Raw genomic sequence first — 20,140 nt, forward strand, 5'->3', positions numbered from 1 at the left:
CAGCGGCCTACGGTGCGCGGGTGCTCACCCGCTGCGCAGCCGAGCAGGTCACCGGTGACGGTGCGGTGCTGCGCGATCAGCGCACCGGCGAGACGACGCAGCTCAAGGCGCGCGCGGTGATCAACGCGGCCGGCGTGTGGACCGGCGAGGTCGCGCCCGAGCTGCGATTGCGCCCGAGCAGGGGTACCCACCTCGTGGTGCCCGACTCGGCGTTCGGCGGCCTGGACGCGGGGCTGACGGTGCCGGTGCCCGGGACCACGAACCGCTTCGTGTTCGCCCTGCCCGCCGGTTCCGGCAGGGTCTACGTCGGGCTCACCGACGAGGAGCAGAACGGTCCGATCCCGGACGTTCCCAGCTCGTCCCCGCACGAGGTCGAGTTCCTGCTCGACACGATCAACTCCGCGCTGGCCCGGCCGATCCGCGAAACCGACGTGCTGGGCACCTACTCCGGGCTGCGTCCGCTGCTGGACAGCGGCGGCGAGGGCGAGAGCTCGGACCTCTCCCGCGACCACGCGGTGCTGACCGGGCCGAACGGGACGATCAGCGTGGTGGGCGGCAAGCTGACGACCTACCGGAAGATGGCGCAGGACGCCGTCGACGCGGCGCAGCTGCCCGCTCGGCCGTGCCGCACCCGGAACCTGCCGCTCATCGGCGCGGCGACACCCGCAGGTCTGTCCAGAGTGGACGCTTCGCCGCGGTTGATCGCCCGCTACGGCACGGAAGCGGCTGCGGTCGTCGCGGAGGCGGAAGGTGACGCGCGGTTGCTCGAACCCGTCGACGGGCTCGACGTCACGCCCGCCGAACTGCGCTACGCCGTGCGGCACGAGGGCGCGCTCGACGCCGCGGACCTCCTCGACCGGCGGACCCGGATCGGGCTGGTCGAGGCGGACCGGGCGCGAGCGGTGCCTGCGGCGGAGGAAGCGCTCGCCGAGTAGCGGCAGTGCGCGGTGCCGGTTGCTCAGGAACTCGCCGCAAGCTAGCGGCACCGCTCCGGGAAAACCCGGAAAACCGCGCCGCACGAGCGGAAATCAGGTGCTGCGTCCGGCCTCGACCAGTGATCCGCGGAGGAACTCGACCAGTTCTTGGTGCGCGTCGAGCGGCAGCACGTTCGCGACGTACTGGTCCGGCCGGACGAGCACGACGGCCCCGCGTTCCCGGTCCACGCCGCGCAGCTCGAAGATGTCGGCAGCCGGATCGGGGCAGAAGACCTTCTCGTAGTCGACGAGCCCGAACGGCCCCTTCCGCGGCAGCAGGACCGGCGGCAGGTCCGCCACGGTGACATCGCGATGCCCCTGTTGGAGCACGGCCCGGACGTCGATCACCGAGTCGGGCTCGGCGCCGGGCGGGGTGAACCGGGCGATCGGCGAGTTCTCCGCGGCCAGAAACCCGGTCAGGGCGCGGACTCGGGAGCCGGACTCGCCCGGGTGCGCGCGCTCCGCGAACACGTAGGCGCGCCAGGCGCCGTCCGCGCGGGCCGCGTGGCCGTGGTGCATCGGCTTCGCGTCCGCCAGCCGCACGACCGGCGCGGAATGCAACCGCGTCCCGATCCGGAAGCCGTCGGCCAAGTCCTGATGAGCGGGTAGCGCGGTGAGCACGGACGGCTCGTAGTGCACCGCGACCCCGGCGGTGAACCGGCCCTGCTCGCGGAAGTAGCGCTGGAACCGCGCCGGATCGGCGTCCTGCCCGTCCGGCCGGGCGCTGAACAGCGCGGCGAACTCGCGGTCGAAATCGATGAGTTCCTGCGCGACCTGTTGGCGCTCCTCGGAGTAGGTGCGCAACACCTCGGGGCGCGAGGTCCCGCGCAGCACGGTCGCGAGTTTCCACCCGAGGTTCCAGGCGTCGGCCATCGAGACGTTCATGCCCTGCCCGGCCTTCGCGCTGTGCGTGTGGCAGGCGTCGCCCGCGATGAAAACCCGGGGCAGCCTGTCGTCGTCCGCCTCGTCGGGGACGTCGTCGAAGCGGTCGCAGAGGCGCTGTCCGACCTCGTAGACCGCCCACCAACCCACGTGCTGCACGTCGAGGGTGTACGGGTGCAGGATCCGATTCGCCACCGCGGCGAGCTTTTCCGGCGTCACACTGCGATTTCGCAGCATCTCGGCGTCGCGGTCGTTGTCCAGCTCGATGTAGAGCCGCACGAGGTGGCCGCCCTCGCGCGGGATGACCAGGATGCCGCCCTCCCGCGAGTTGATCACGGATTTCAGCCGGATGTCCGGGAAATCGGTGACGGCGAGAACGTCCAGCACACCCCAAGCCTGGTTCGTCGCATCGCCTTCGAGGCTGCGGCCGATGGCCTGCCTGGTGGCGCTGCGCGAACCGTCGCAACCGACGACGTAGCGGGCGTTGATCGTCGAGGTCTCGCCGGTCGGTTCGGCGCCTTCGACGTGCTGCAGCGTGACCGCGACCGGGTGCTCGGCGGAGGCGTCGACCTGCACGTCGCCGGCGTGCAGGCCGTGGAACGGCTCGGCGCGGGTGGCGCTGCGGCGCACGTGCTCGCGCAGGTAGGTCAGCATCCGCGCCTGGTTGACGATCATGTGCGGCATCTCGGAGAGGTCGTCCTCGACGTCTTCGACCCGCCCGGTGCGCGTGATCGATGCGCCGTCGACCGGATCGGGCCGCCAGAAGGTCACCTCGTTGACCTGGTAGCCCTCGTGGATGAGCCGGTCGGCCAACCCGAACGCCTCGAAGATCTCCACCGTGCGGCACGCGACGCCGTCGGCCTGGCCGACCTCGAGCGGCCCGTCCCGCCGGTCGACGAGCACGGTGTGGATCTCGGGGAACTCGGCGAGCTGGGCCGCCAGCAGCAGCCCGGCCGGGCCGGCACCGATGATCACGACGTCGGCCGTGTCCGGCAGGCCCGCCGGACGTTCGGACAGCGCCGGGTGGGGTTCCGCGACGAACGGATCCCCGGGCTTGTAGCCGTTGAGGTAGAACAGCACTGAACTGGCTCCTCCGCGCATCGGACTCCCACGCCGTCCAAGGTGGACGGCGCCGGGCCCGCGGGCTGACAACCTCCATCGTGCGTCCGCTACGCCCTGCCGGAACAGGTTGTTCTGCCATGGAGAACCCTTCGGCGCATCACGGACGCCGCCCGGGAACCTCCTCGGCGACCTCGTGCAGCGCGGCCGCCAGCGCTCCCACTCCCGGCGGGACGGCGCCTTCCCGCGTGGCGAACGCGATGGTGCGGGTCAGCGCCGGGGTGACCGGAACGAGGCGCACACCGGGATAGCCCTCCACCGCGGGCCGCGGTACCAGCGTGACGGCGAGCCCGCCCGCGACCAGCGTCATCTGCGTCTGGAAGTCGTCCACGACGAACCTGACCTCCGGTTCGATGCCGCAGCGCCGCATGGCTTGGTTCTGCGCGTCGTGGTGGTCGGTGCCGGGTCTGCACGCCGTCCACACCTCGTCGTGCAGCTGATCGAGGGCGACTGTCTCGCAATCGGCCAAGGGGTGCTGCGCGCTCACGGCCAAGTGCACGTCGTGCACCACGAGCGGCTCCATCCGGACGCGCGGCGGCACCCGCACTTGCAACGTGGACCAGTTCTCCACGAGCACGACGTCGAGCTCGCGGCTGCGCAGCAGCGGGACCATGTCGACCGCCTCGCCGCTGCGCGCGCTCGGCGCCAGTTCCGGGTGCCGCTCGGCGACCAGCCGCAACGCCGGGCCGAGCAGCAGGCCGAACGTGCTGTTGATGGCTCCGATCCGCAACGGACCCACCACGCGGCCGTGCAACGTGGCCAGCGAGTGCTCGGTGTCGCTGACGGTGCGCGCGACGCGCTGCGCCGCCTCGGCCGCGAGGTGACCGGCCGCGGTCAGCCGCACGCCGCGGCCGTCCGGTTCGAGCAGCACGGATCGGGTCTCGCGCTCCAGCTTGCGGATCTGCTGCGTGACGGCGGGACCGGTGACGTGCAGGGTCGCCGCGGCCGCTCCGATCGAGCCGTGCTCGGCGATCGCGGCCAGGACGCGGAGCCGCTCCCAGTTCAACATGTAACCCAGTTCAACATGTAATCGAGCCTAACCGGATGCTGGCACAAAGACTAAGTTGTGCTGCGCTGACTGTGTCGTCAGGGTGGAAGCGTGACTGTGCACGAGGGGAAGACGTCTGCCGCAAGCCCGAACCGCGTTCCCGCGTTGTGGGTCGCGCTCGGAGCCGCGTCGCTGTCGGTGTCGGCGGTGCTGATCACGCTCGCCGATGTCTCGGCGCCGACCGCGGCGTTCTACCGGTGCGCGCTCGCGCTGATCCCGCTCGCTCCGTTCGTGCTCCGCGATGTCCTCCGGCACGGGTTCCCGGAGCTGCCCGTCGTGGGCATGGCGCTGCTGGGCGGGTCGTTCCTCGGGATCGACTACCTGATGTGGAACGTGAGCATCGCCGATGTCGGTGCGGGCATCGCCACCGTGCTGGTCAACATGCAGGTGGTGCTGTTCCCCCTGGTCATGTGGGCGGTCGCCGGGGTGCGGCCGGCACGGCGGTTCGTCGCGGCGATCCCGATCCTGCTGGTGGGGGTAGCGCTGGCGGGCGGCGTCGTCGGGCCTGGGCCTGCGGGTGGCAACGCGGTGCGCGGCACGCTGCTGTCGCTGGCGGCCGCGCTCGCCTACTCCGGTTACCTCTACTTCGGCCAGCGCTGCGGGGTGCGGGCACCTCGGCACTTCGCGACTCCCGTCTTCCTGGCGACGGCAGCGGCGGCGGTGATGTCCGGTGTCGTCGGCACCGCCACCTCCGGGATCGCGTTCGACCTCGGCCCGGAGTCGTGGTTGTGCCTCGCGCTGGTCGCCCTGTTCGGCCAGGCGATCGGCTGGCTGCTCGTCGGCTACGGCCTGCCGCGGCTCGATCCGGCGCTGTCGTCGACCCTGCTGCTGTTGCAGCCGATCGGCGCGGCGCTGCTCGGAGCCGTCGTGCTGGACGAGGTTCCGACCGCGACGCAGCTCGCGGGATGCGCGGCGGTCCTGGTCACGGTGTGGGTCACCGCGCTCGGCGGATCGCGCGCCGCGGGCAGGCGGCGGGCGCGGAAACCGGAAGCCGCGCGCGAGGAAGCGGTTCAGGAGTCCTCCTGCGGCTAGGGCCTGCAGGACGAAGATCGGCAGCGCATCTCGCTCGGCCGAACGGATTTCCGCGCCACCGCGCCTGTTCCGCCGACCGCGCCCCGCTGGGAAGGTCGACGGCTGGAGAGATCACGAACACGTCCTAGTCGCGCCTGCAACGCAGATAGTGCTGCATCTCCGGCTCGGCCCCGGTGCTCGTGTCGGTGGGCTGGTAGGCGACCACGTGGTCTTCGAGGATGGTGAACCTCGCGGGCTCGAGCATCCGGCTCAGCTCCTGCCGCGGGTAGCCCGAGACGCGGATTTCGCTGCCGAGGAACGAAACCTGCTGGTAGTCCTGATCCATCTCGACCATGGACAGCGCCAGCAGCCCGCCGGGGACGAGCAGGCGGCCCAAGGTGGCCAGCATTTCGGCGATCTCCGCGCGCGAGAGCATCAGCAGCGAGAAGAAGGCGGTCGCCGCGTCGAACCGGCCCAGCCCGTCCGCGCCGTCCGGTCGCAGCGTCAGCATGTCCCGCCGATGCAGGTCGGCTTCGGGAACGTTGCCGCGGGCCAGCCGCAACATCTCCGCGGAGATGTCCACTCCCGTGACGTCGAAGCCGGCGTCCACGAGTTGAGCCGCCGTGGGAAGCCCGGTACCGCAGCCGAGGTCCAGCACCCGCGCCCGCTGCGGCAATGCGCCCGCCAGCCACTCCCCTGCGGCCAGCTGCGCCTCCCGCTGCCCGAAGGCCGCGTCGTAGGCACCGCCGATGGTGTCGAACGCCGCCGCTTGCTCGCGGCGGCTGCTCTCCGCGAAGTCCCGCACGGATTTCCCCCTCTGGATCGGTTTTTCCTGCCGGTGACCGTCCGTTGCGGACAGCCGGAAGCTCGATCAGCTCGCGAGCCTCAGCAACCGTGCAGCGCGGTGGCAGGCAGGTGCCGTCCGGCGAGGAACTCGACGATCTCCCGCGCCAGCGGTTCCTTCTCCTTGAGGTAGGCCAGCACGACGTCGTCGGAGGGAGAGCTGAAGCTGTCGCCGAACATGGCGTTCTCCTCCAATGATTTCGTGGTCAGGCCCAGCTGCATCAGCCGGTATTTGACCAGGTCCTCCGAGCTGGCGTACTCGTAGATCGGACTGTAGCCGGTCATCCCGTAGGAAGCGGTGAAGTTCTCGAAGAAGACCCGCGCCACGTCCCGCTGCTCGGCGAGATCCTGCTGGTAGCGGGCGATCCCGTCGTTCATCACCGTGATGTCGTTGCGCCTGCAGTAATCCACGGCGTGCACGTACATCGCGAGCTTGTCGCCGAGCAGGATCAGGTTCTTGCGATGGGTGAGGATGTCGTCTTCGAGGTTGGCCAGCGCGATGCTGCGCAGGCTTCCGCTGATGTCCTCGACGGCGACCTCGCGCACGAGTTCACCGAAGCGCCCGCGCAGCTCGTCGACGCGGAGTTGGAACAACGCGGTCCCCGGGTGCCCGCTGGTGACGTTGAACAGGTGCACGGGGATGCCCTGCAACATGAGCGATGCGGCGACCAAGGTGCTGTCCCGGCCGCCGCTGAACAGGACGAGCTGGGCGGCGAGCGGATCAGGGCTGGTGCTCATTCGTGCCTCCTCGGCGGTGATTGGTTCGAGCCTGCCGGCTCGGCGACGTCCGCAGGTGGGGTCAGTGGAGGTCACCCAGGTACACGGCGTCCGCGGCGCGCATCGGCACGTGTTCGCGCAGGTGGTCGGCGAGACCGCTGGGATAGAGCGAATCGGGGTCGAGATCGGCCACCGGGAGCCACGCCAGGGACCGCTGGTCGGTGTCCGGTCGTTCGGGCGCGGGAGCAGCGGCCCGGGCGTCCTGCCGCGCGACCAGGAAGATGGCGTGCAGCTGCTGATCAGGGCGCTTGTTGCGGAGGTGGGGGTGGCGCTCGGGCAGGAACTCCCAAACGTGCCACAACGGACCCACGACGATCGGCAGCCCGGTCTCCTCGCGGAACTCCCGCCGTGCGGCCTCGTCCAGTCGTTCGCCCCGCCGCTGCTTGCCGCCCGGGAGCACGTACCAGGTCCCGAACTCGCGATTGCGGTTCTCTATCAATAGGCAGTTTCCGGATTCCACCAGCAGACCGCGTGCGCAAACAGTCATCGCCATTCGATGGACCAAACCGTCGCACCCCTCCGCGCCAGGTCTTCCGCAATACCGGAAGTGTCCATCGCTGAACATCGCGCCGGGAGAGGTCGGCGGACCAATTCACCCGCACGGACGTACATGCGCTTGTGGACCGGCGAAGTACTCTGCACCGGAAATTCATTCCAGCGGCCGGAGACAGCGGCGAAAAGCACTCTGACGCGTCCGGCGCCGGCCACCTGCACTTGCGGCTCGAAACGAAAATGTTGGGCGACATGTCATATTCTCGGGATTCACTGACCGTTTGCAAATCTGCGCCCCACCATCTGCGCGGCCTGGTCGAACTGCGTCAGGACGGCGCACACCGCCTGCAGCGGCGGGGATTCGACGACTGGTCCCACTGGGACGTCGCATCGGCGACCGAAGCCGACCACGAGGCCGGAGGTCTTTACGTGGTCGTCGCCGGAACGGAGGGGGCGGCAGGCATCCGCGTCAGCGGCGAGGGGCACCCGGATCTCTGGTTCGACCACGAGCGCCGCGAGAAGTCCGTCTACGCCGACCGGTTCGTCGTCAAACGCCGTTACGGCGCAACAGGTCTGGGCCGGTTGCTGCTGGATTGGATGGCGGACCGCGGCGCGCGCGAAGAACTGGCGTGGATCCGCGGCGACACCTGGGGCGACCACCGGGCGCTCCAGCGGTACTACCTGAGCCTGGGATTCCAGCACGTCCGGACCGCGCTGCTGCCGGGCACCGGCGAGGTGTGGCTGGCTCAGCTGCCTACCGGTGCGAGCCAGGTCCAGCTGCACGATGCCCACAGCGGCCCGCTGCTGCCCGCCCGCTGATCACCGCGGACGGGGAAGCAGCACGCGAGTTCTGCGAAGAACCCGATGCGCCGATCACGTTCTTCTATCTACAGTGGACCGAGGCGGCACAGATTCCTCTGTAGACTTGTGCGCGCCACGTCGGGTCGGCCGCTGCTAGTCCGCTGCCGAACCGGTTCCCGCTCCCGAACCGATTCCCAGTGCCGGAACCGGTGCTGCCCCGACGGACCGCTGCGGTGGTAGCGCCACGGCGTGCGGCCCGATCCGGATCTCGGTGGCCACACCGGCATCGTCGGCAAGCACGGTGCTGAAGGCGACCGCGTAGGCATCGGCGACCAGCAAGGAGTGCGCCTTTTCCGCAGCGTCCCCGGCAGGCGCCAGGTCGGCCGCCGTAACCGTGATCGGCACCAGCACGCCGGTGCGGGACTCGGTGATCGCAGCCCGCCCGGTGCTGTGCAGCCATGCCGCCACCGGCGAAGCGAGCGGCTCGACGTGCACCGCGATGCTGCCGCTGCGGCCGGTGTGCCGGGCCGACGACCGCAGGGCCAGCTGACGGGCCGCCGACTGCCCGGCGGCGTGCGCGCCCGCGATGAGCGCCTGCCATTCGTCGCAGGGTTGGAACATGTCCGGTTCGTCGTCGTTCGTACTCATTACCGCCACCAAGGCTGGTCGAGATGCCGCGCGGCCGGTCCGGCCGCGCGAATCATGCGCATCGATCGGGCGCAGGCTCCCTGCTCGACCTCCGCTCGGCGCCCCCGGGATGCCCTGGGCCCGCGCTCCGGCAAACCCGGCTGAGGAGTCGCCACGTCCGGTCGCGCGGCGCGCACCGTGTGACGTCCTGGCAGTTCACCGCACCGGGCTCGCCCTGTACGGTGGTCGTGGTTGAGCCGACAGCCCTGAATCGAAGCATTACCGAACGTGACAGCCAGATGGAGTGTTCGCGTCGGTTCCTTGCCCGGGGTTGTTGTCCCGCGGCTGCGCGGAAGCAGGCGGGACAGGGATGTCGTGCGGGACCTGTTGATCCTTCGCCGGCTGCCTCGCCATCGAGGAGGTAGTCATGACCGCTTTCGCTCCCGGTGCGCCGGATGCACCGCAGCGCGGGTCCACCGAACCGGCCACATCGGCCGACACGAGTGCAGGGAACGGCCTGGCGTTGCGGGTGGGGTGCCCGAGCAGCACCTCGATCGCGATCGGCATCGCCGGTGAGCTGGACACCACCACTGCCCCGCGCCTGCACGAAATTCTTGCGCCGCGGCTGTCCTCGGGGGCCGAGACCGTCGTCCTCGATCTTTCCGAATTGCGATTCCTGGGCGTGGCCGGGCTGGAGCTGCTGGCCCACGCGTGCCGGGTCGCCGACGGCCGCTCGATGACGGTATGCATCGTGGACGGTCCGGTGTGCGTGGAACGAGCTCTTCGGGCCGCCGGATGGCACCGGGTGGTGCCGACCTTCGGCAGCGTGCAAGCGGCCGTGGCCGAGATGACCGGCCGCGAAAGCGCGCAACCGCTGCCCTGAGCGCACCGCAGGATGGAAGTCGGACGTCGCCTACTGCTGCTCGTCTTCCGGACGGTCGGCGGGCGGTTCCGTATCCAAACAGGACAGTGAGCGGCACAACGGCGACCGACCCACACCTCGCGTGGATCGGTCGCCGTGCGTCGGAACCGGCCTCAGCGCATGGCGCCGAGGGTTAGCGTGAACACCTCGGGGTCACCCGCGTTGACCTTGCCGCTGTGGTCCTCGCCGGCGTTCGAGCTCACGTCGTCGTAGGCGAACGCGTAGCCCTTGCCGTCGGGCAGGTTCTCGTGCACCACGCGCGCGTAGTGGTTGGTGATGTCGTTCTTGTAGAAGGTCGCCGGGTCCTCCTCGTGCGGCTGGTTCGGGTTGATCAGCAGCGTGGTGCGGTTGAACGCCGCCGCCAGCCGCGGCACGATCGCCAGCCGCTCCTGCGAGTCGCTGTCCGGGTTGTTCGCGAACGGGCCGCTGTTGCAGCCCCAGATGTCCACTGAGGACGGCTTGGCGAACCGCTCGGCGCCGAACACCAGCTCCTCGCCCTCGACCTTGCCTTCCAGGATGCCGATGTCCTCGCGCTGGGTGTCGATGAACAGCGACTCACCCGCGTACTTGGAGTACGCCTCGTCGACGTAGGGCTCCAGGTACCCCTCGAAGTCGGCCGCGCGGTGGTTCGGGTTGAGCACCCGCACGACCCTGCCGTCGGCCTCCTGCACCAGTTTCGGCCAGTTCTCGCCCTGGTCGCGCAGGCCCTGGGCGACCTTGTCCAGCGCCCCGGTGGGCATGCCCGGAACTTCCTGGTCGCCGCTGGGCGCCTTGAGGTGCAGCCCGATCGGTGCGGCGACGAAGTCGACGTAGCTGATGTTGGCGTAGAGCTGCTCGCCGTTGAGGGTGAACTCCGCGAACGTCCAGTCCTTGCCGAAGTTCGGGTCTTCATTGGAGACGAAGTTCGGGTGCACCACCGAGGTCGCACCGTCGGCGCCCTTCACGACCTGGAATTCCAGCGTGTCGTTGAGGGCGAAGTAGACCCGCGCACCGTACATCCGCGGGACGGTGACCTCGACGGTGCCGTCCACCGGGATGCCCGCTTCCGGGCCCACCGGCTCCGGCTCGGTGCCGCCGGCCTCCGGGAACAACGGGGTGCCGTCCTGCTTGATGAAAACGGCCTTGGTCTCGGCCTCGGAGAAACCGGCGATGTACGCGGTCGCCGGACCGCCGGAGTCGTTCTTCAGCACGAACTTCAGGCTCTCCGGCGCCGCCGAAGCGAACGGCGCGCTGATCGCCTGCGCCCAGAACGGGGAGCTCAGGGCGGCAGCGGAGTAGCCGAGAAACCGCCGGCGAGAAACCATGGTGGGGGACCTCCAGGGGGACAACAGGACCGCCTCGGAAGGCGGCCATCCTCTCGTTATCGATTCCGAGAGTCTGCTCGGTCCAGACCTTTCCTTGATACCCCCAAAAGGAGCACAATTCACCACATTTAAACAGCATTCAACGCTACCGCTCGGTGATGCCGGAAAAAGCAAGCGACAGGCGACATTCAGCCACAAAACTGGGAAAGGCGCGCGAGGCGGACGCCGCTCAGCTCCGTCGTCGCAGGTCGGTTCGCGTCCGGAACGGGTCAGCACCCACCGCGGACGGGTTTTCGGCGGGAGCCGGGGGCCGCCCGCCTCCCCCGCCCCGCCCGGCGTCACGGGACGCGATGAGCCCCGCACCTCGCAGATCAGCCGCTCGGTCAGGCCGCCCGCGAACTCGTGCGGACTGTCCTCGTTGAACGCGCTCGATCCGCACACCTGGCAAACCAACGTCGTCAACTCTTCGCCCGCACCGGATTCCGGCTGCGGTTCGTGCTCGCCGTCGAGCACACCACTGACCTCCGGCACCACCACACCCGGCACGGGGCGGCGCACCCGCACGGTCACCGCTGCGCGACGAGGCGCTTGGTGGTGCGCCGGAACGACCAGACGACGACCAGTGCGGCCAGCACCGTCAGCGGCGTGCCCATCACGACCTTCGCCACGGCCAGCCAGGTCGTGGAATCGGCGAGGTACAGCCACTCCTTCACGACGAACCGGGCGCCGAACACCAGCGCCGCGGCGGCGGTGGCGATGTCGTGCGTGCGCAGCACGCCCTTGTCGCTGCGCCACTCGTGCTCGCCGCCGTGCATCGCGTTCCAGATCACGCCGGTCAGCGGCCGGCGCGCCAGCACCGAACCGAAGGTGACGAGGAAACCCGCCAGCGCCGCCCAGATCCCGATGACGAAGAAGTCCTTCGCCGAGCCGGTCGCCGCGACGACTCCGACGGCGACCGCCAGGCCCAGCAACCCGCCGACCGCGGACGACCAGCGTTCCCCGCGCAGCAGCCGGAACCCGGTCAGCGCCACGCCGGCCGCGATCGAGACCCCGATCGTCACCGGCAGCGGCAGGAACGCGTTGGCCGCCACGAACACGATGACCGGCAGCGTCGAGTAGACGAATCCCATCGGGCCGCCCATCTGCTCGAGCAGCGTCTGCGGTGTGCTGGCCTGCGCCCGCTCGGTGCGGTGCGATTCGCGGGTTTCCTGCTGGTCGATCATGATCTTGCCCCCTCGGGCCGTTGGTGTGGTGGATCCAGGAGAAGCCGTGCCGCAACGGCACACTCAAGCCCGAGCGCCGGTGAAGCGGGCCACATGTGTTAGCCGAGCCCGCCTCCGGCTGCGACGCGACCGGCCTCGACGACCGAGCTCGGCTCGACGTCGGGCGAACCTCGCGACGAGGCATGATCAGCCGTCGTGGAAGCGGACCTGCGCGAGCCGCACCGGCTGCTCGCACACCCCGAGGTCGTCCGCCACATCGACTTCGACCGCCCCTGCGCATTGCTGCAGAGCGGCACGATGCACCACCTCGCCGACGACGAGAATCCCGGCGAGATCATGCGGGCCTATCGGGACGCGTTGCCATCCGGCTCCTACGTCGCCGTGTGCCACTTCTGGGACCCGGCGGAGGAATCGCCGGAGGACAGCGCTTTCGCCAAGGAGATGCAGCAGCGGCTCACCGGCAGCACCATGGGCACCGGCCGGTTCCGCACCCGCGCCGAGATCGCGGCTTTCCTGGACGGGCTCGAAACGGTCGATCCCGGGCTGGTCATGCTGCACGAGTGGTGGCCGGAAGGCCCGCGGATCGCCCCGTTGACCCAGATGGACAAGGTGTTCCTCAGCGGCGTCGCCCGCAAGCCCTGAGCCGCCGCTCCGGGCCTACCGGCAGCAATCATGCCGACGTCGATGCAGTGATCCGCTCGAGCCCCGCCGCCGCGCGCAGCAGCACGTGTTCCCGCCAAGGCGCGGCGGCCAGCTGCAAGCCCACCGGCATCCCGGATTCCGGGTGCCTGCCGCAGGGCACCGTGATCGACGGACCGCCGTACATCGACCAGACGTAGATGTATCGCGCGATTTCGCGGGTCGATGCCGCGAGATCCACCGAATCCCGGGCGGGCACATCGGTCGGCAGTGTCGGCGTCAAGATGACGTCCTGCGAAGCGAACACCTCGTCCACGCGCTGCCGGAACCGCTGCCGCCACCGCCGCGCCTTTTCGGACCGGCCGGCGGAAATGCCCGCACCGAGGCGCAACCGCCGGAGCACGTCGGGATCGATCGTCCCGGGCGCATCGCGCAGCCGGTCGCGGTGCAGTGCGGCGGCCTCGGGATACAGGATCTCCAGCATCCGGTCCTGCGCGTGCTCGGCGTCCGGCACTTCCTGCGACCGCACCCGCGCTCCGTGCTCGCGCAACGAGGCGACCGCCGCGGCCAGCACCTCCCGCACTCCGGAATCCAGCCCGTCAGCGAAGAAACCCGTCGCCACACCTACCCGCAGATCGGCGAGGCCGTCGTCGAGCGCCGTTTCGACCGGGGTGCGGCTGCCTTCGACCGAAGTGCCGTCGCCGTCCAGGTGGTCGAGCGCGGCGAGCATCGCCGCGGCGGTGCGCACGTCCGGGGCGATCGGCGTGACCGTGTCGAACGACGGGCTCACCGGCAGCACGCCGCGATTCGACATCCGTCCCAGCGTGGGCCGCAGACCCACCACCTCGTTCACCGCGGCGGGCACGCGGCCGGAACCGCCGGTGTCGGTCCCGAGCGCCGCGTCCGCGATGCCCGCCGCCACCGCGACGGACGATCCGCTGCTGGAGCCGCCCGAGATGCGGCGGTCGTCGAGCGCGTTTCGGCAGTCACCGAAGGCGTCGTTGCGGCCGGTGACGCCTATGGCGAACTCGGTCATGTTGTTCTTGCCGACGATCACCGCGCCCGCTTCGCGCAGCAATCGGACCACCGTGGCGTCGCAGGAGGCGGTCCGGCCGTGGTGCGGTGAGCCCGCCGTGCTCGGCACTCCGGCGACGTCGATGTTGTCCTTCAAAGCCACGGCCGTGCCGTGCAGCGGTCCGCGCGCGTGCGCCGGGGTGGCATCCAGTTCTTCCGCGCGCTGCCGGGCCTGCTCGTCCAACAGCGTGATGTAGGCGCGCAGCCGGGGATCGCGCTGTCGGGCCCGCGTCAGCAACTCGTCGATCCGTTCGCGGACCGGGCTCATGCGCGCCTCCTTCGGGCGGTCGCCCGGGACGACCCGGGCGCAGCAGCGGCGGATCAGCGCACGGCACCGACACCGGTCCAGCAGTGCGACCGCTCGGGATGCTCGACAGGGCTGTCCGGACGCCACTGCGAAGCCCACACGATGCCCGGCTCGACGAGATCGAGATCGAGCGCGGAGAACAGGCCGACGAGTTCGTCATGACCGCGGAAAGTCGCCGGCGTGGTGGTGCGCGCCAGCATCTCGGTGATCCGGGCCGCCCGCTCCTCCTGCCCGTCGGCGGTGACGTGGCTGACGGCCACGACGCTGCCCGGAGCGAGGTCGCGCGTGTAGCGCCCGACCAGCGACGCGAGGTCGTGCTCGTGGCCGACGTAGTGCAGCACCGCCACCATCAGCAACGCCACGGGCCGGGAGAAGTCGAGCCGCTGCACCGCCGGTGCGGACAGGATCGCGTCGGGATCGCGGACATCGGCGTCGACCAGGGCGACGCGGTCCTGCAGGCCCCACGCGGACAGCAGTTGCCGGGTGTGGGCGACCGCGATGGGCTCGTTGTCCACGTACACCACCTGAGCGGCCGGGTTCCCGCGGTGCGCGATCTCGTGCACGTTGCCGACCGTGGGAATCCCCGAGCCCAGGTCGAGGAACTGGTCGATGCCGCGTTCCAGCGCGAACCGCACGGCCCGGTGCAGGAACCCGCGGTTGTCCCGCGCCACGTACGGGCCCGAACCCACGACCTCGTGGATCCGCTCGGCCTCGGCCCGGTCGACGGCGAAGTTGTGGTTGCCGCCGAGGTCGTAGTCGTAGATCCGCGCCGCGTTCGGCACGTCCGGCTGCGGTTCGCTGGTTCCGCTGTATGCGTCGAATGAATCCACAGCCGGATGATCGTCGATCAGCGCGCGAACTCGCCACCCCCGCCGGGCTTCCGGCTCGCGGGAACACCGAGCAATCCGGCTCGCGAGGACAACCCAGCCATCCGGTTCAGGAGGGCAACCCAGCCATCCGGTTCGCGAGGAACACCGCGAGTCCGAGCACGCAGCGATACCCGCGATCACTGCCCGTCGTCCGCGGAAATCCAGCATTTTGGTCTCTACCTGTTCGTGGCATGATGCGGCCCGCTGCGCGAGGAGGACCCACGTTCATGCTGATCAAAAGCAGTGCACGCGAGCTCGACGGCTCGCTCGACGACGGCTATCTGGACCGCACCCCGTACTTCCAGTTCATCCTGCTGTCGTTGCTGTTCCCGATGTGGGGCGCGGCCGCCGGGCTCAACGACGTCCTCATCGCGCAGTTCAAGTCGGTGTTCACGCTCAGCGACGCCGCGGCGGCGTTCGTGCAGAGCGCGTTCTACGGCGGGTACTTCCTGATCGCGATCCCCGCATCGCGGTTCATCAAGCACACCTCGTACAAAGCCGCGGTGATGGCCGGGCTGGCGCTCTACATCGTGGGCTGCTGGCTGTTCTTCCCCGCCTCGCAGATGGCCACCTACAGCATGTTCCTGGTGGCCATCTTCGCCATCGCGGTGGGACTGAGCTTCCTGGAGACCTCGGCCAACACCTACAGCTCGATGCTCGGTCCGCGCCGGACCTCGACGCTGCGGCTCAACATCAGCCAGACCTTCACGCCGCTGGGCAACCTGGCGGGCATCATCCTGGGCAAGTACCTCGTCTTCGACGACACCGCCTCGCTCGAGCAGCAGATCCGGTCCGTGCAGGGCGCCGAACGCCAAGAGCTCGTAGACCGGCTCCTGGGCCAGACCCTGTTGCCGTACAAGTACATCCTCGCCGTGCTCGTGGTGCTGCTCGTGCTGTTCGCGATCACCCAGTACCCGCGGTGCCGCCCCAGCGCGGAGGCCGCGTCGAAGAAGGCGCAAGCCTCGATCGGCGAGACGCTGAAGTACCTCTCGACCAATGCGATGTTCCTGAAGGGCATCGCCGCGCAGTTCTTGTACGTCGGCCTGCAGACCGCGGTGTGGTCGTTCACGATCCGGCTGGCGCTGGAGACGATGCCGGGGCTCAACGAGCACGGCGCCACCGACTACATGATCTTCGGCTTCATCGCGTTCTTCATCGGCAAGTTCCCGGCGAACTTCCTCATGAGCCGGTTTTCCGCCTCGCACGTGCTGATCGCGTACGGAGCGATCGGCGCCGTCGTGCTGACCGCCGTCTCGTTCGGCCCGGTGGGTTGGGCGGTTTGGGGCGTGGTGCTCACGAACCTGCTCATGGGCCCCTGCTGGCCCACGATCTTCGGACGCACCCTGGACACCATCGAGGACAAGCGCTACCAGGAGACCGGCGGGGCCGTCCTCGTCATGGCCATCGTCGGCGGCGCGATCATTCCGGCCGTGCAAGGCGCGGTCTCGGACGTGAGCGGGTCGCTGCAGTTCTCGTTCCTGGTCGGCGCGGTGTGCTTCGCGGCCATCATGCTGTTCTTCATCGACCAGGCCAGGCACCGGAGCCCAGCCGTCGAACCCGGTTGATCCGCTCCGGACCACCCGCGAGTGGCGGATGCGCGCGAAGGCGCCCAGCGGGTGCGCGCGACCAGCCGGGGAACCACCGTCGATGGACAACGGGGCGACTCGTCGAGCCGTCGTCCCGGGCCCGGCACATCTCGTCCGACCGCGCGGATCAGCCGGAGTCGGATTGCCCCTCGCTGCCGAGCCCGATCAGGGCGCGCCGCAAGACGTCGGCCTGGGCGGGGTTGTAGAGGTCGTCGACGGCCTTGACCATCGTTTCCTCGACGAACTGCGGGCCGTGCGGGGCGTCGGAATGCGATTCGGCCAAGCCGGGGTGCTTCGCCAGTAGCTCGCGGAAGTACGGGACCAAGCGCTCGGCCAAGGCGATGCGGGTCGGTTCGTCGGCGTCGGCGGGCAGCTCGTTGAACTCGGCGTCCGTGGGGTCGTCGGGCAGGTCCTGCAGCATGTCCGCGTAGGTCTGCAGGTATCCGGGTCCGAGCACCCGGGTCATGACGGTGACGAAGCCGCGGTCGGCATCGGAGAGCCCGGTGGCCGGGGCGAACTCGGGCGGCAGGTCGGCTGGCGCCGAGCGGCGCAGGATGACGCCGAGTTCGACCCGCGCCCGTTGCAGCCGCTCGATGGTCGCGGCGAGTTCGGCGTCGAGCGTGCGCAGCGCGTCCTCGGGGTGCTCGTCGGTGTCTCCCATGGCTGCGATCTGCGACAGCGAGAACCCTAGATCGACCAAGCGCTTGATCCGCAACAGCCGGACCAGGTGGGCGACGCCGTACTGCTTGTAGCCGTTGGCGCGCCGCTCCGGCTCGGCCAGCAGGCCGACCTCGTGGTAGTGCCGCACCGCCCGCAAGCTCGTACCGGCGAGCTCGGCGAGTTCACGGGTGCTCCAGGCCACCGACCGTCACCTCATTTCCGCGTAGGCGCCGCTGAAGACGTCGCCGCCGGCGCGATCCGCCGAGGCGATGCCAGTCGAAACCGTGCCGTCGCGGCATGGTCAAGCGCCGGGGTGATCCGGTGACCTGATTCACCTCGGGTGCCGAGCGATCACGGCGCACGGCGAAGCTCGCGAGCTACTCGTCGGACTCGCCGGCCTCGTGCCCCGCGACCGTCGCGGTCGTCAGCGGGCTCGCCGCCTGGGCGGTGGCGGTGAGTTCGCGCAGGGTGCCGAGCAGTTCGCGGTTCGCCTCCGCGTCGAAGCGGTCGAGGGCGCACTGCAGGGCGTGCGGGACACCGGTGAGCCGCGAGCGCAGTTCGTACCCGGCGTCGGTCAGGCTCACCAGCACTCGCGATTCGTTGTCGCTGGCGCGGCGCCGCTCGACCAGCCCGTGCGCTTCGAGCCGCTTCAGCAGCGGTGACACGGTTCCGTAGTCCAGCTGCAGCGTCTCGGTCAGATCCTTGACCGGGCGGGTGTCGCGTTCCCACAGCACCAGCAGCACGAGGTACTGCGGATACGTCACCCCGAGCTCGTTGAGCAGCGGCCGGTACAGCTCGGTGACGGCCCGCGAGGCGGCGTAGAGCGCGAAGCACAGCTGGTTGTCCAGCTGCAGGCCCTCCGGGTTCTCCGGCTCGGCGGGCCGCGGTTCCTGCGAGGTCGTCATTCCCCCGACGCTAGACCTCGCGAGGCCGGAGCTCAATGTCCTGGACTCCCAGGCCTTGGTGCCTCATGAGGTGTGGTCGCCGCCCGCACCGGCAACCCCTGAGCACGAGCGACCGATGGCCGTGCGGGCATGAGTGGTTGCGTGCAGGCAGGCCGACACATAGTGTGCGATCACCTGGAGCACCAGTTCCTGGAGCACAAGTTATGCCGTGGATCGGCGGACCGGCGCGCTGCACGAGCGAGCAGCCGCGACGGCTCATCGACGCCGGTGCCCGGCAGTACCCGCATTTCGCAGGAGGACGACCATGAGCATTGTTTACACCGCGACGGCCACTTCCAGCGGCGGCGGCCGGGACGGGCAGGTGCGCTCGTCGGACGGCCGGATCGACGCGCCGGTGCGGATGCCGTCGGCGATGGGCGGCAACGGCGAGGGCACCAACCCCGAGCAGCTGTTCGCCGCGGCCTACGCCACCTGCTTCCACGGCGCGATGCGGCTGGCCGCCAAGGACAAGGGCACCGCGGTCCCGGACGACGCGACGATCGACGCCGAGGTCGGCATCGGCCCGGACGACACCAGCTTCGGCGTGACCGCGACGCTCACCGGGCACTTCCCGGGCCTGGACCAGCAGACGGCCGACGACCTGATGCACGGCGCACACCAGGTGTGCCCCTACTCCAAGGCGACCCGCGGCAACATCGAGGTCACGCTGCGCGCGACCGTGTGACCGTCCCCCGCAAGGGATTGGAGACCGCAGCCGTTGAGTTTGATCAGCAGTTCCGGAATCGCCCACGCGCGCTTGACCGTCACCGACATCGAGCGGTCGAAGGCGTTCTACGAGCACGTTTTCGGCTGGCCGGTGGTGATCGACGCATCGGACCGGGCCGGTGAGCCCGGCGTGCACGACTCGCCGGAGCAGTTCTACGGCGGAACCGTGTACCGAACCCCGTCGGGAGAGCTGTTCGGACTGCGCCCGGTGGCACCCGCGGGACAACGGTTCGATTCCGCGCAAACCGGCCTGGACCACGTCAGCTTCCAGGTCGAAGCACGGGAGGACCTGGTGACCGCCCGCCAGCGGCTCGCCGCGGCGGAGATCCCGCACGGGGAGGTCATCGACCTGCCGGACTCGGGCCTGTCGATCCTGTCGTTCAGCGATCCCGACGGGATCCACCTGGAACTGACCGCTCCCCTGGCCTGAGCGGAAGCAGGACCCGCCTCCCGGGCGCGGGACGTTGCACGCCTCCGCGGGGAGCCGTGTCCGGGAGGCCGGGCCGACGAGGCCGAGTCAAGGAGGCCGGGCGAACGAGGCCGGGCGAACACCGACGACGAACAACGAGGAGCAATCATGCGAGCCGTGCAGGTCTCCGAACCGGGAGGTCCGCTGGAACTCGTCGAGCGCGACGTTCCCGAAGTCCGCGACGACCAGGTCCGGGTGCGCGTGCAAGCCTGCGGGGTCTGCCACAGCGACATGTGGGCCAAGGAAGGCGCGCTGCCCATCACCCCGTACCCGATCATTCCCGGTCACGAGATCGTGGGGATCATCGACGAGCTCGGCCCCGCGGTGACCGGTCCGTGGCAGCGCGGCGACCGGGTGGGGATCGGCTGGTTCGGCGGGTCCTGCCTGCACTGCGATTCCTGCCGCCGGGGCGACTTCATCACCTGCGCGAACGGGAAGATCCCCGGCATCACCTTCGACGGCGGCTACGCCGACAACGTCGTGGTCTCCGCCGACGCACTGGCCCGGATTCCGGAGGAGCTGTCCGCGGTCGAGGCCGCGCCGCTGCTGTGCGCGGGCGTGACGACCTACCACGCGCTGCGCGAGAGCACGGCCCGTCCCGGTGACCGCGTCGCCGTGCTCGGCGTCGGCGGGCTCGGGCACCTGGGCATCCAGTTCGCCGCGCGGATGGGCATGGAGGTCGTGGCGATCTCCCGCGGCACCGGCAAGGCCGACCTCGCCCGGCAGCTCGGCGCGCACCGGCACATCGACAGCGAAGCCACCGATCCGGCCGAGGAGTTGGCCGCGCTCGGCGGCGCGCAGGTCGTGCTGGCCACCGCTGCGAGCGGGGCGGCGGTCAGCGCG

The 20,140-nt window shown here is 69.9% G+C and carries 21 protein-coding genes; 9 read left to right on the forward strand and 12 right to left on the reverse strand.

The window, feature by feature from the left end; translation table 11 throughout:
• Window positions 1–935, forward strand: a 935-nt coding sequence (locus tag IJH84_RS27190; RefSeq protein ID WP_295150609.1) for a glycerol-3-phosphate dehydrogenase/oxidase, incomplete at its 5' end; no start/stop codon positions are given.
• 93 nt (window positions 936–1,028) lie between these two features.
• Here the strand turns inward: IJH84_RS27190 and IJH84_RS27195 are convergent.
• Window positions 1,029–2,936 carry an FAD-dependent monooxygenase gene (locus IJH84_RS27195; protein WP_295150612.1) on the reverse strand — a complete coding sequence of 636 codons (1,908 nt, stop codon included), beginning with the start codon at window positions 2,934–2,936 and terminating at the stop codon, window positions 1,029–1,031.
• A 139-nt stretch (window positions 2,937–3,075) separates the two neighbouring features.
• A complete protein-coding gene (locus IJH84_RS27200) occupies window positions 3,076–3,984 on the reverse strand; it encodes a LysR family transcriptional regulator (RefSeq protein ID WP_295150615.1) in 909 nt (302 codons plus the stop codon).
• Between the two features lie 90 nt (window positions 3,985–4,074).
• Here IJH84_RS27200 and IJH84_RS27205 point away from each other — a divergent pair, with 90 nt between their 5' ends.
• The gene (locus IJH84_RS27205; protein ID WP_295150618.1) at window positions 4,075–5,055 is read left to right on the forward strand and encodes a DMT family transporter; all 981 of its coding nucleotides are present in this window, start codon (window positions 4,075–4,077) and stop codon (window positions 5,053–5,055) included.
• Between the two features lie 124 nt (window positions 5,056–5,179).
• On the opposite strand, the gene IJH84_RS27210 is transcribed toward IJH84_RS27205, so the two are convergent.
• From IJH84_RS27210 to IJH84_RS27220, 3 genes are all read right to left on the reverse strand, one after another.
• Window positions 5,180–5,839: a class I SAM-dependent methyltransferase gene (locus IJH84_RS27210; protein WP_295150620.1), complete on the reverse strand. Its 660-nt coding sequence runs from the start codon at window positions 5,837–5,839 to the stop codon at window positions 5,180–5,182.
• Window positions 5,840–5,919: 80 nt separating this feature from the next.
• Window positions 5,920–6,615, reverse strand: a complete 696-nt coding sequence (locus IJH84_RS27215; protein ID WP_295150624.1) for a hypothetical protein — start codon at window positions 6,613–6,615, stop codon at window positions 5,920–5,922.
• Window positions 6,616–6,676: 61 nt separating this feature from the next.
• On the reverse strand, window positions 6,677–7,141 hold the full coding sequence (locus IJH84_RS27220; protein ID WP_295150627.1) for an NUDIX domain-containing protein: 465 nt from the start codon (window positions 7,139–7,141) through the stop codon (window positions 6,677–6,679).
• 257 nt (window positions 7,142–7,398) lie between these two features.
• Here IJH84_RS27220 and IJH84_RS27225 point away from each other — a divergent pair, with 257 nt between their 5' ends.
• Window positions 7,399–7,965: a hypothetical protein gene (locus IJH84_RS27225; RefSeq protein WP_295150629.1), complete on the forward strand. Its 567-nt coding sequence runs from the start codon at window positions 7,399–7,401 to the stop codon at window positions 7,963–7,965.
• Window positions 7,966–8,100: 135 nt separating this feature from the next.
• Here the strand turns inward: IJH84_RS27225 and IJH84_RS27230 are convergent, their stop codons facing one another.
• Window positions 8,101–8,595 (reverse strand): hypothetical protein, encoded by a 495-nt coding sequence (locus IJH84_RS27230; protein WP_295150632.1) that lies wholly within the window; start codon window positions 8,593–8,595, stop codon window positions 8,101–8,103.
• Between the two features lie 406 nt (window positions 8,596–9,001).
• On the opposite strand from IJH84_RS27230, the gene IJH84_RS27235 reads away from it, so the two are divergent.
• Entirely contained in the window at window positions 9,002–9,457 is a 456-nt protein-coding gene (locus tag IJH84_RS27235) for an STAS domain-containing protein (protein ID WP_295150635.1), read from the forward strand.
• A 152-nt stretch (window positions 9,458–9,609) separates the two neighbouring features.
• On the opposite strand, the gene IJH84_RS27240 is transcribed toward IJH84_RS27235, so the two are convergent.
• Window positions 9,610–10,800 (reverse strand): beta-1,3-glucanase family protein, encoded by a 1,191-nt coding sequence (locus tag IJH84_RS27240; protein ID WP_295150638.1) that lies wholly within the window; start codon window positions 10,798–10,800, stop codon window positions 9,610–9,612.
• Between the two features lie 566 nt (window positions 10,801–11,366).
• On the reverse strand, window positions 11,367–12,023 hold the full coding sequence (locus IJH84_RS27245; RefSeq protein ID WP_295150642.1) for a DUF3159 domain-containing protein: 657 nt from the start codon (window positions 12,021–12,023) through the stop codon (window positions 11,367–11,369).
• 195 nt (window positions 12,024–12,218) lie between these two features.
• On the opposite strand from IJH84_RS27245, the gene IJH84_RS27250 reads away from it, so the two are divergent.
• On the forward strand, window positions 12,219–12,665 hold the full coding sequence (locus tag IJH84_RS27250; protein ID WP_295150645.1) for an SAM-dependent methyltransferase: 447 nt from the start codon (window positions 12,219–12,221) through the stop codon (window positions 12,663–12,665).
• A gap of 28 nt (window positions 12,666–12,693) precedes the next feature.
• Here IJH84_RS27250 and IJH84_RS27255 read toward each other — a convergent pair whose 3' ends face one another.
• Window positions 12,694–14,004 carry an amidase gene (locus tag IJH84_RS27255; protein WP_295150647.1) on the reverse strand — a complete coding sequence of 437 codons (1,311 nt, stop codon included), beginning with the start codon at window positions 14,002–14,004 and terminating at the stop codon, window positions 12,694–12,696.
• 53 nt (window positions 14,005–14,057) lie between these two features.
• A complete protein-coding gene (locus IJH84_RS27260; protein WP_295150650.1) occupies window positions 14,058–14,873 on the reverse strand; it encodes an SAM-dependent methyltransferase in 816 nt (271 codons plus the stop codon).
• 266 nt (window positions 14,874–15,139) lie between these two features.
• On the opposite strand from IJH84_RS27260, the gene fucP reads away from it, so the two are divergent.
• A complete protein-coding gene (gene fucP / locus IJH84_RS27265) occupies window positions 15,140–16,477 on the forward strand; it encodes an L-fucose:H+ symporter permease (RefSeq protein WP_295150653.1) in 1,338 nt (445 codons plus the stop codon).
• A gap of 148 nt (window positions 16,478–16,625) precedes the next feature.
• Here fucP and IJH84_RS27270 read toward each other — a convergent pair whose 3' ends face one another.
• Together IJH84_RS27270 and IJH84_RS27275 are read right to left on the reverse strand one after the other, a co-directional pair.
• Complete coding sequence (locus tag IJH84_RS27270) at window positions 16,626–17,360, reverse strand: MerR family transcriptional regulator (RefSeq protein WP_295150656.1); 735 nt, start codon at window positions 17,358–17,360, stop codon at window positions 16,626–16,628.
• 175 nt (window positions 17,361–17,535) lie between these two features.
• Window positions 17,536–18,063, reverse strand: a complete 528-nt coding sequence (locus IJH84_RS27275; protein ID WP_200072897.1) for a MarR family winged helix-turn-helix transcriptional regulator — start codon at window positions 18,061–18,063, stop codon at window positions 17,536–17,538.
• A 304-nt stretch (window positions 18,064–18,367) separates the two neighbouring features.
• Here IJH84_RS27275 and IJH84_RS27280 point away from each other — a divergent pair, with 304 nt between their 5' ends.
• The 3 genes from IJH84_RS27280 to IJH84_RS27290 all read left to right on the forward strand — a co-directional run.
• Window positions 18,368–18,787 (forward strand): organic hydroperoxide resistance protein, encoded by a 420-nt coding sequence (locus tag IJH84_RS27280; protein WP_200072898.1) that lies wholly within the window; start codon window positions 18,368–18,370, stop codon window positions 18,785–18,787.
• Window positions 18,788–18,826: 39 nt separating this feature from the next.
• A complete protein-coding gene (locus tag IJH84_RS27285; protein WP_255520966.1) occupies window positions 18,827–19,258 on the forward strand; it encodes a VOC family protein in 432 nt (143 codons plus the stop codon).
• 147 nt (window positions 19,259–19,405) lie between these two features.
• Window positions 19,406–20,140 (forward strand): alcohol dehydrogenase catalytic domain-containing protein (locus tag IJH84_RS27290; protein WP_295150662.1); only part of this gene is annotated, 735 nt, incomplete at its 3' end.

It is taken from the genome of Saccharopolyspora sp., from assembly GCF_017434145.1.
In the GTDB taxonomy this organism is placed as follows: Bacteria; Actinomycetota; Actinomycetes; order Mycobacteriales; family Pseudonocardiaceae; genus Saccharopolyspora_C; species Saccharopolyspora_C galaxeae.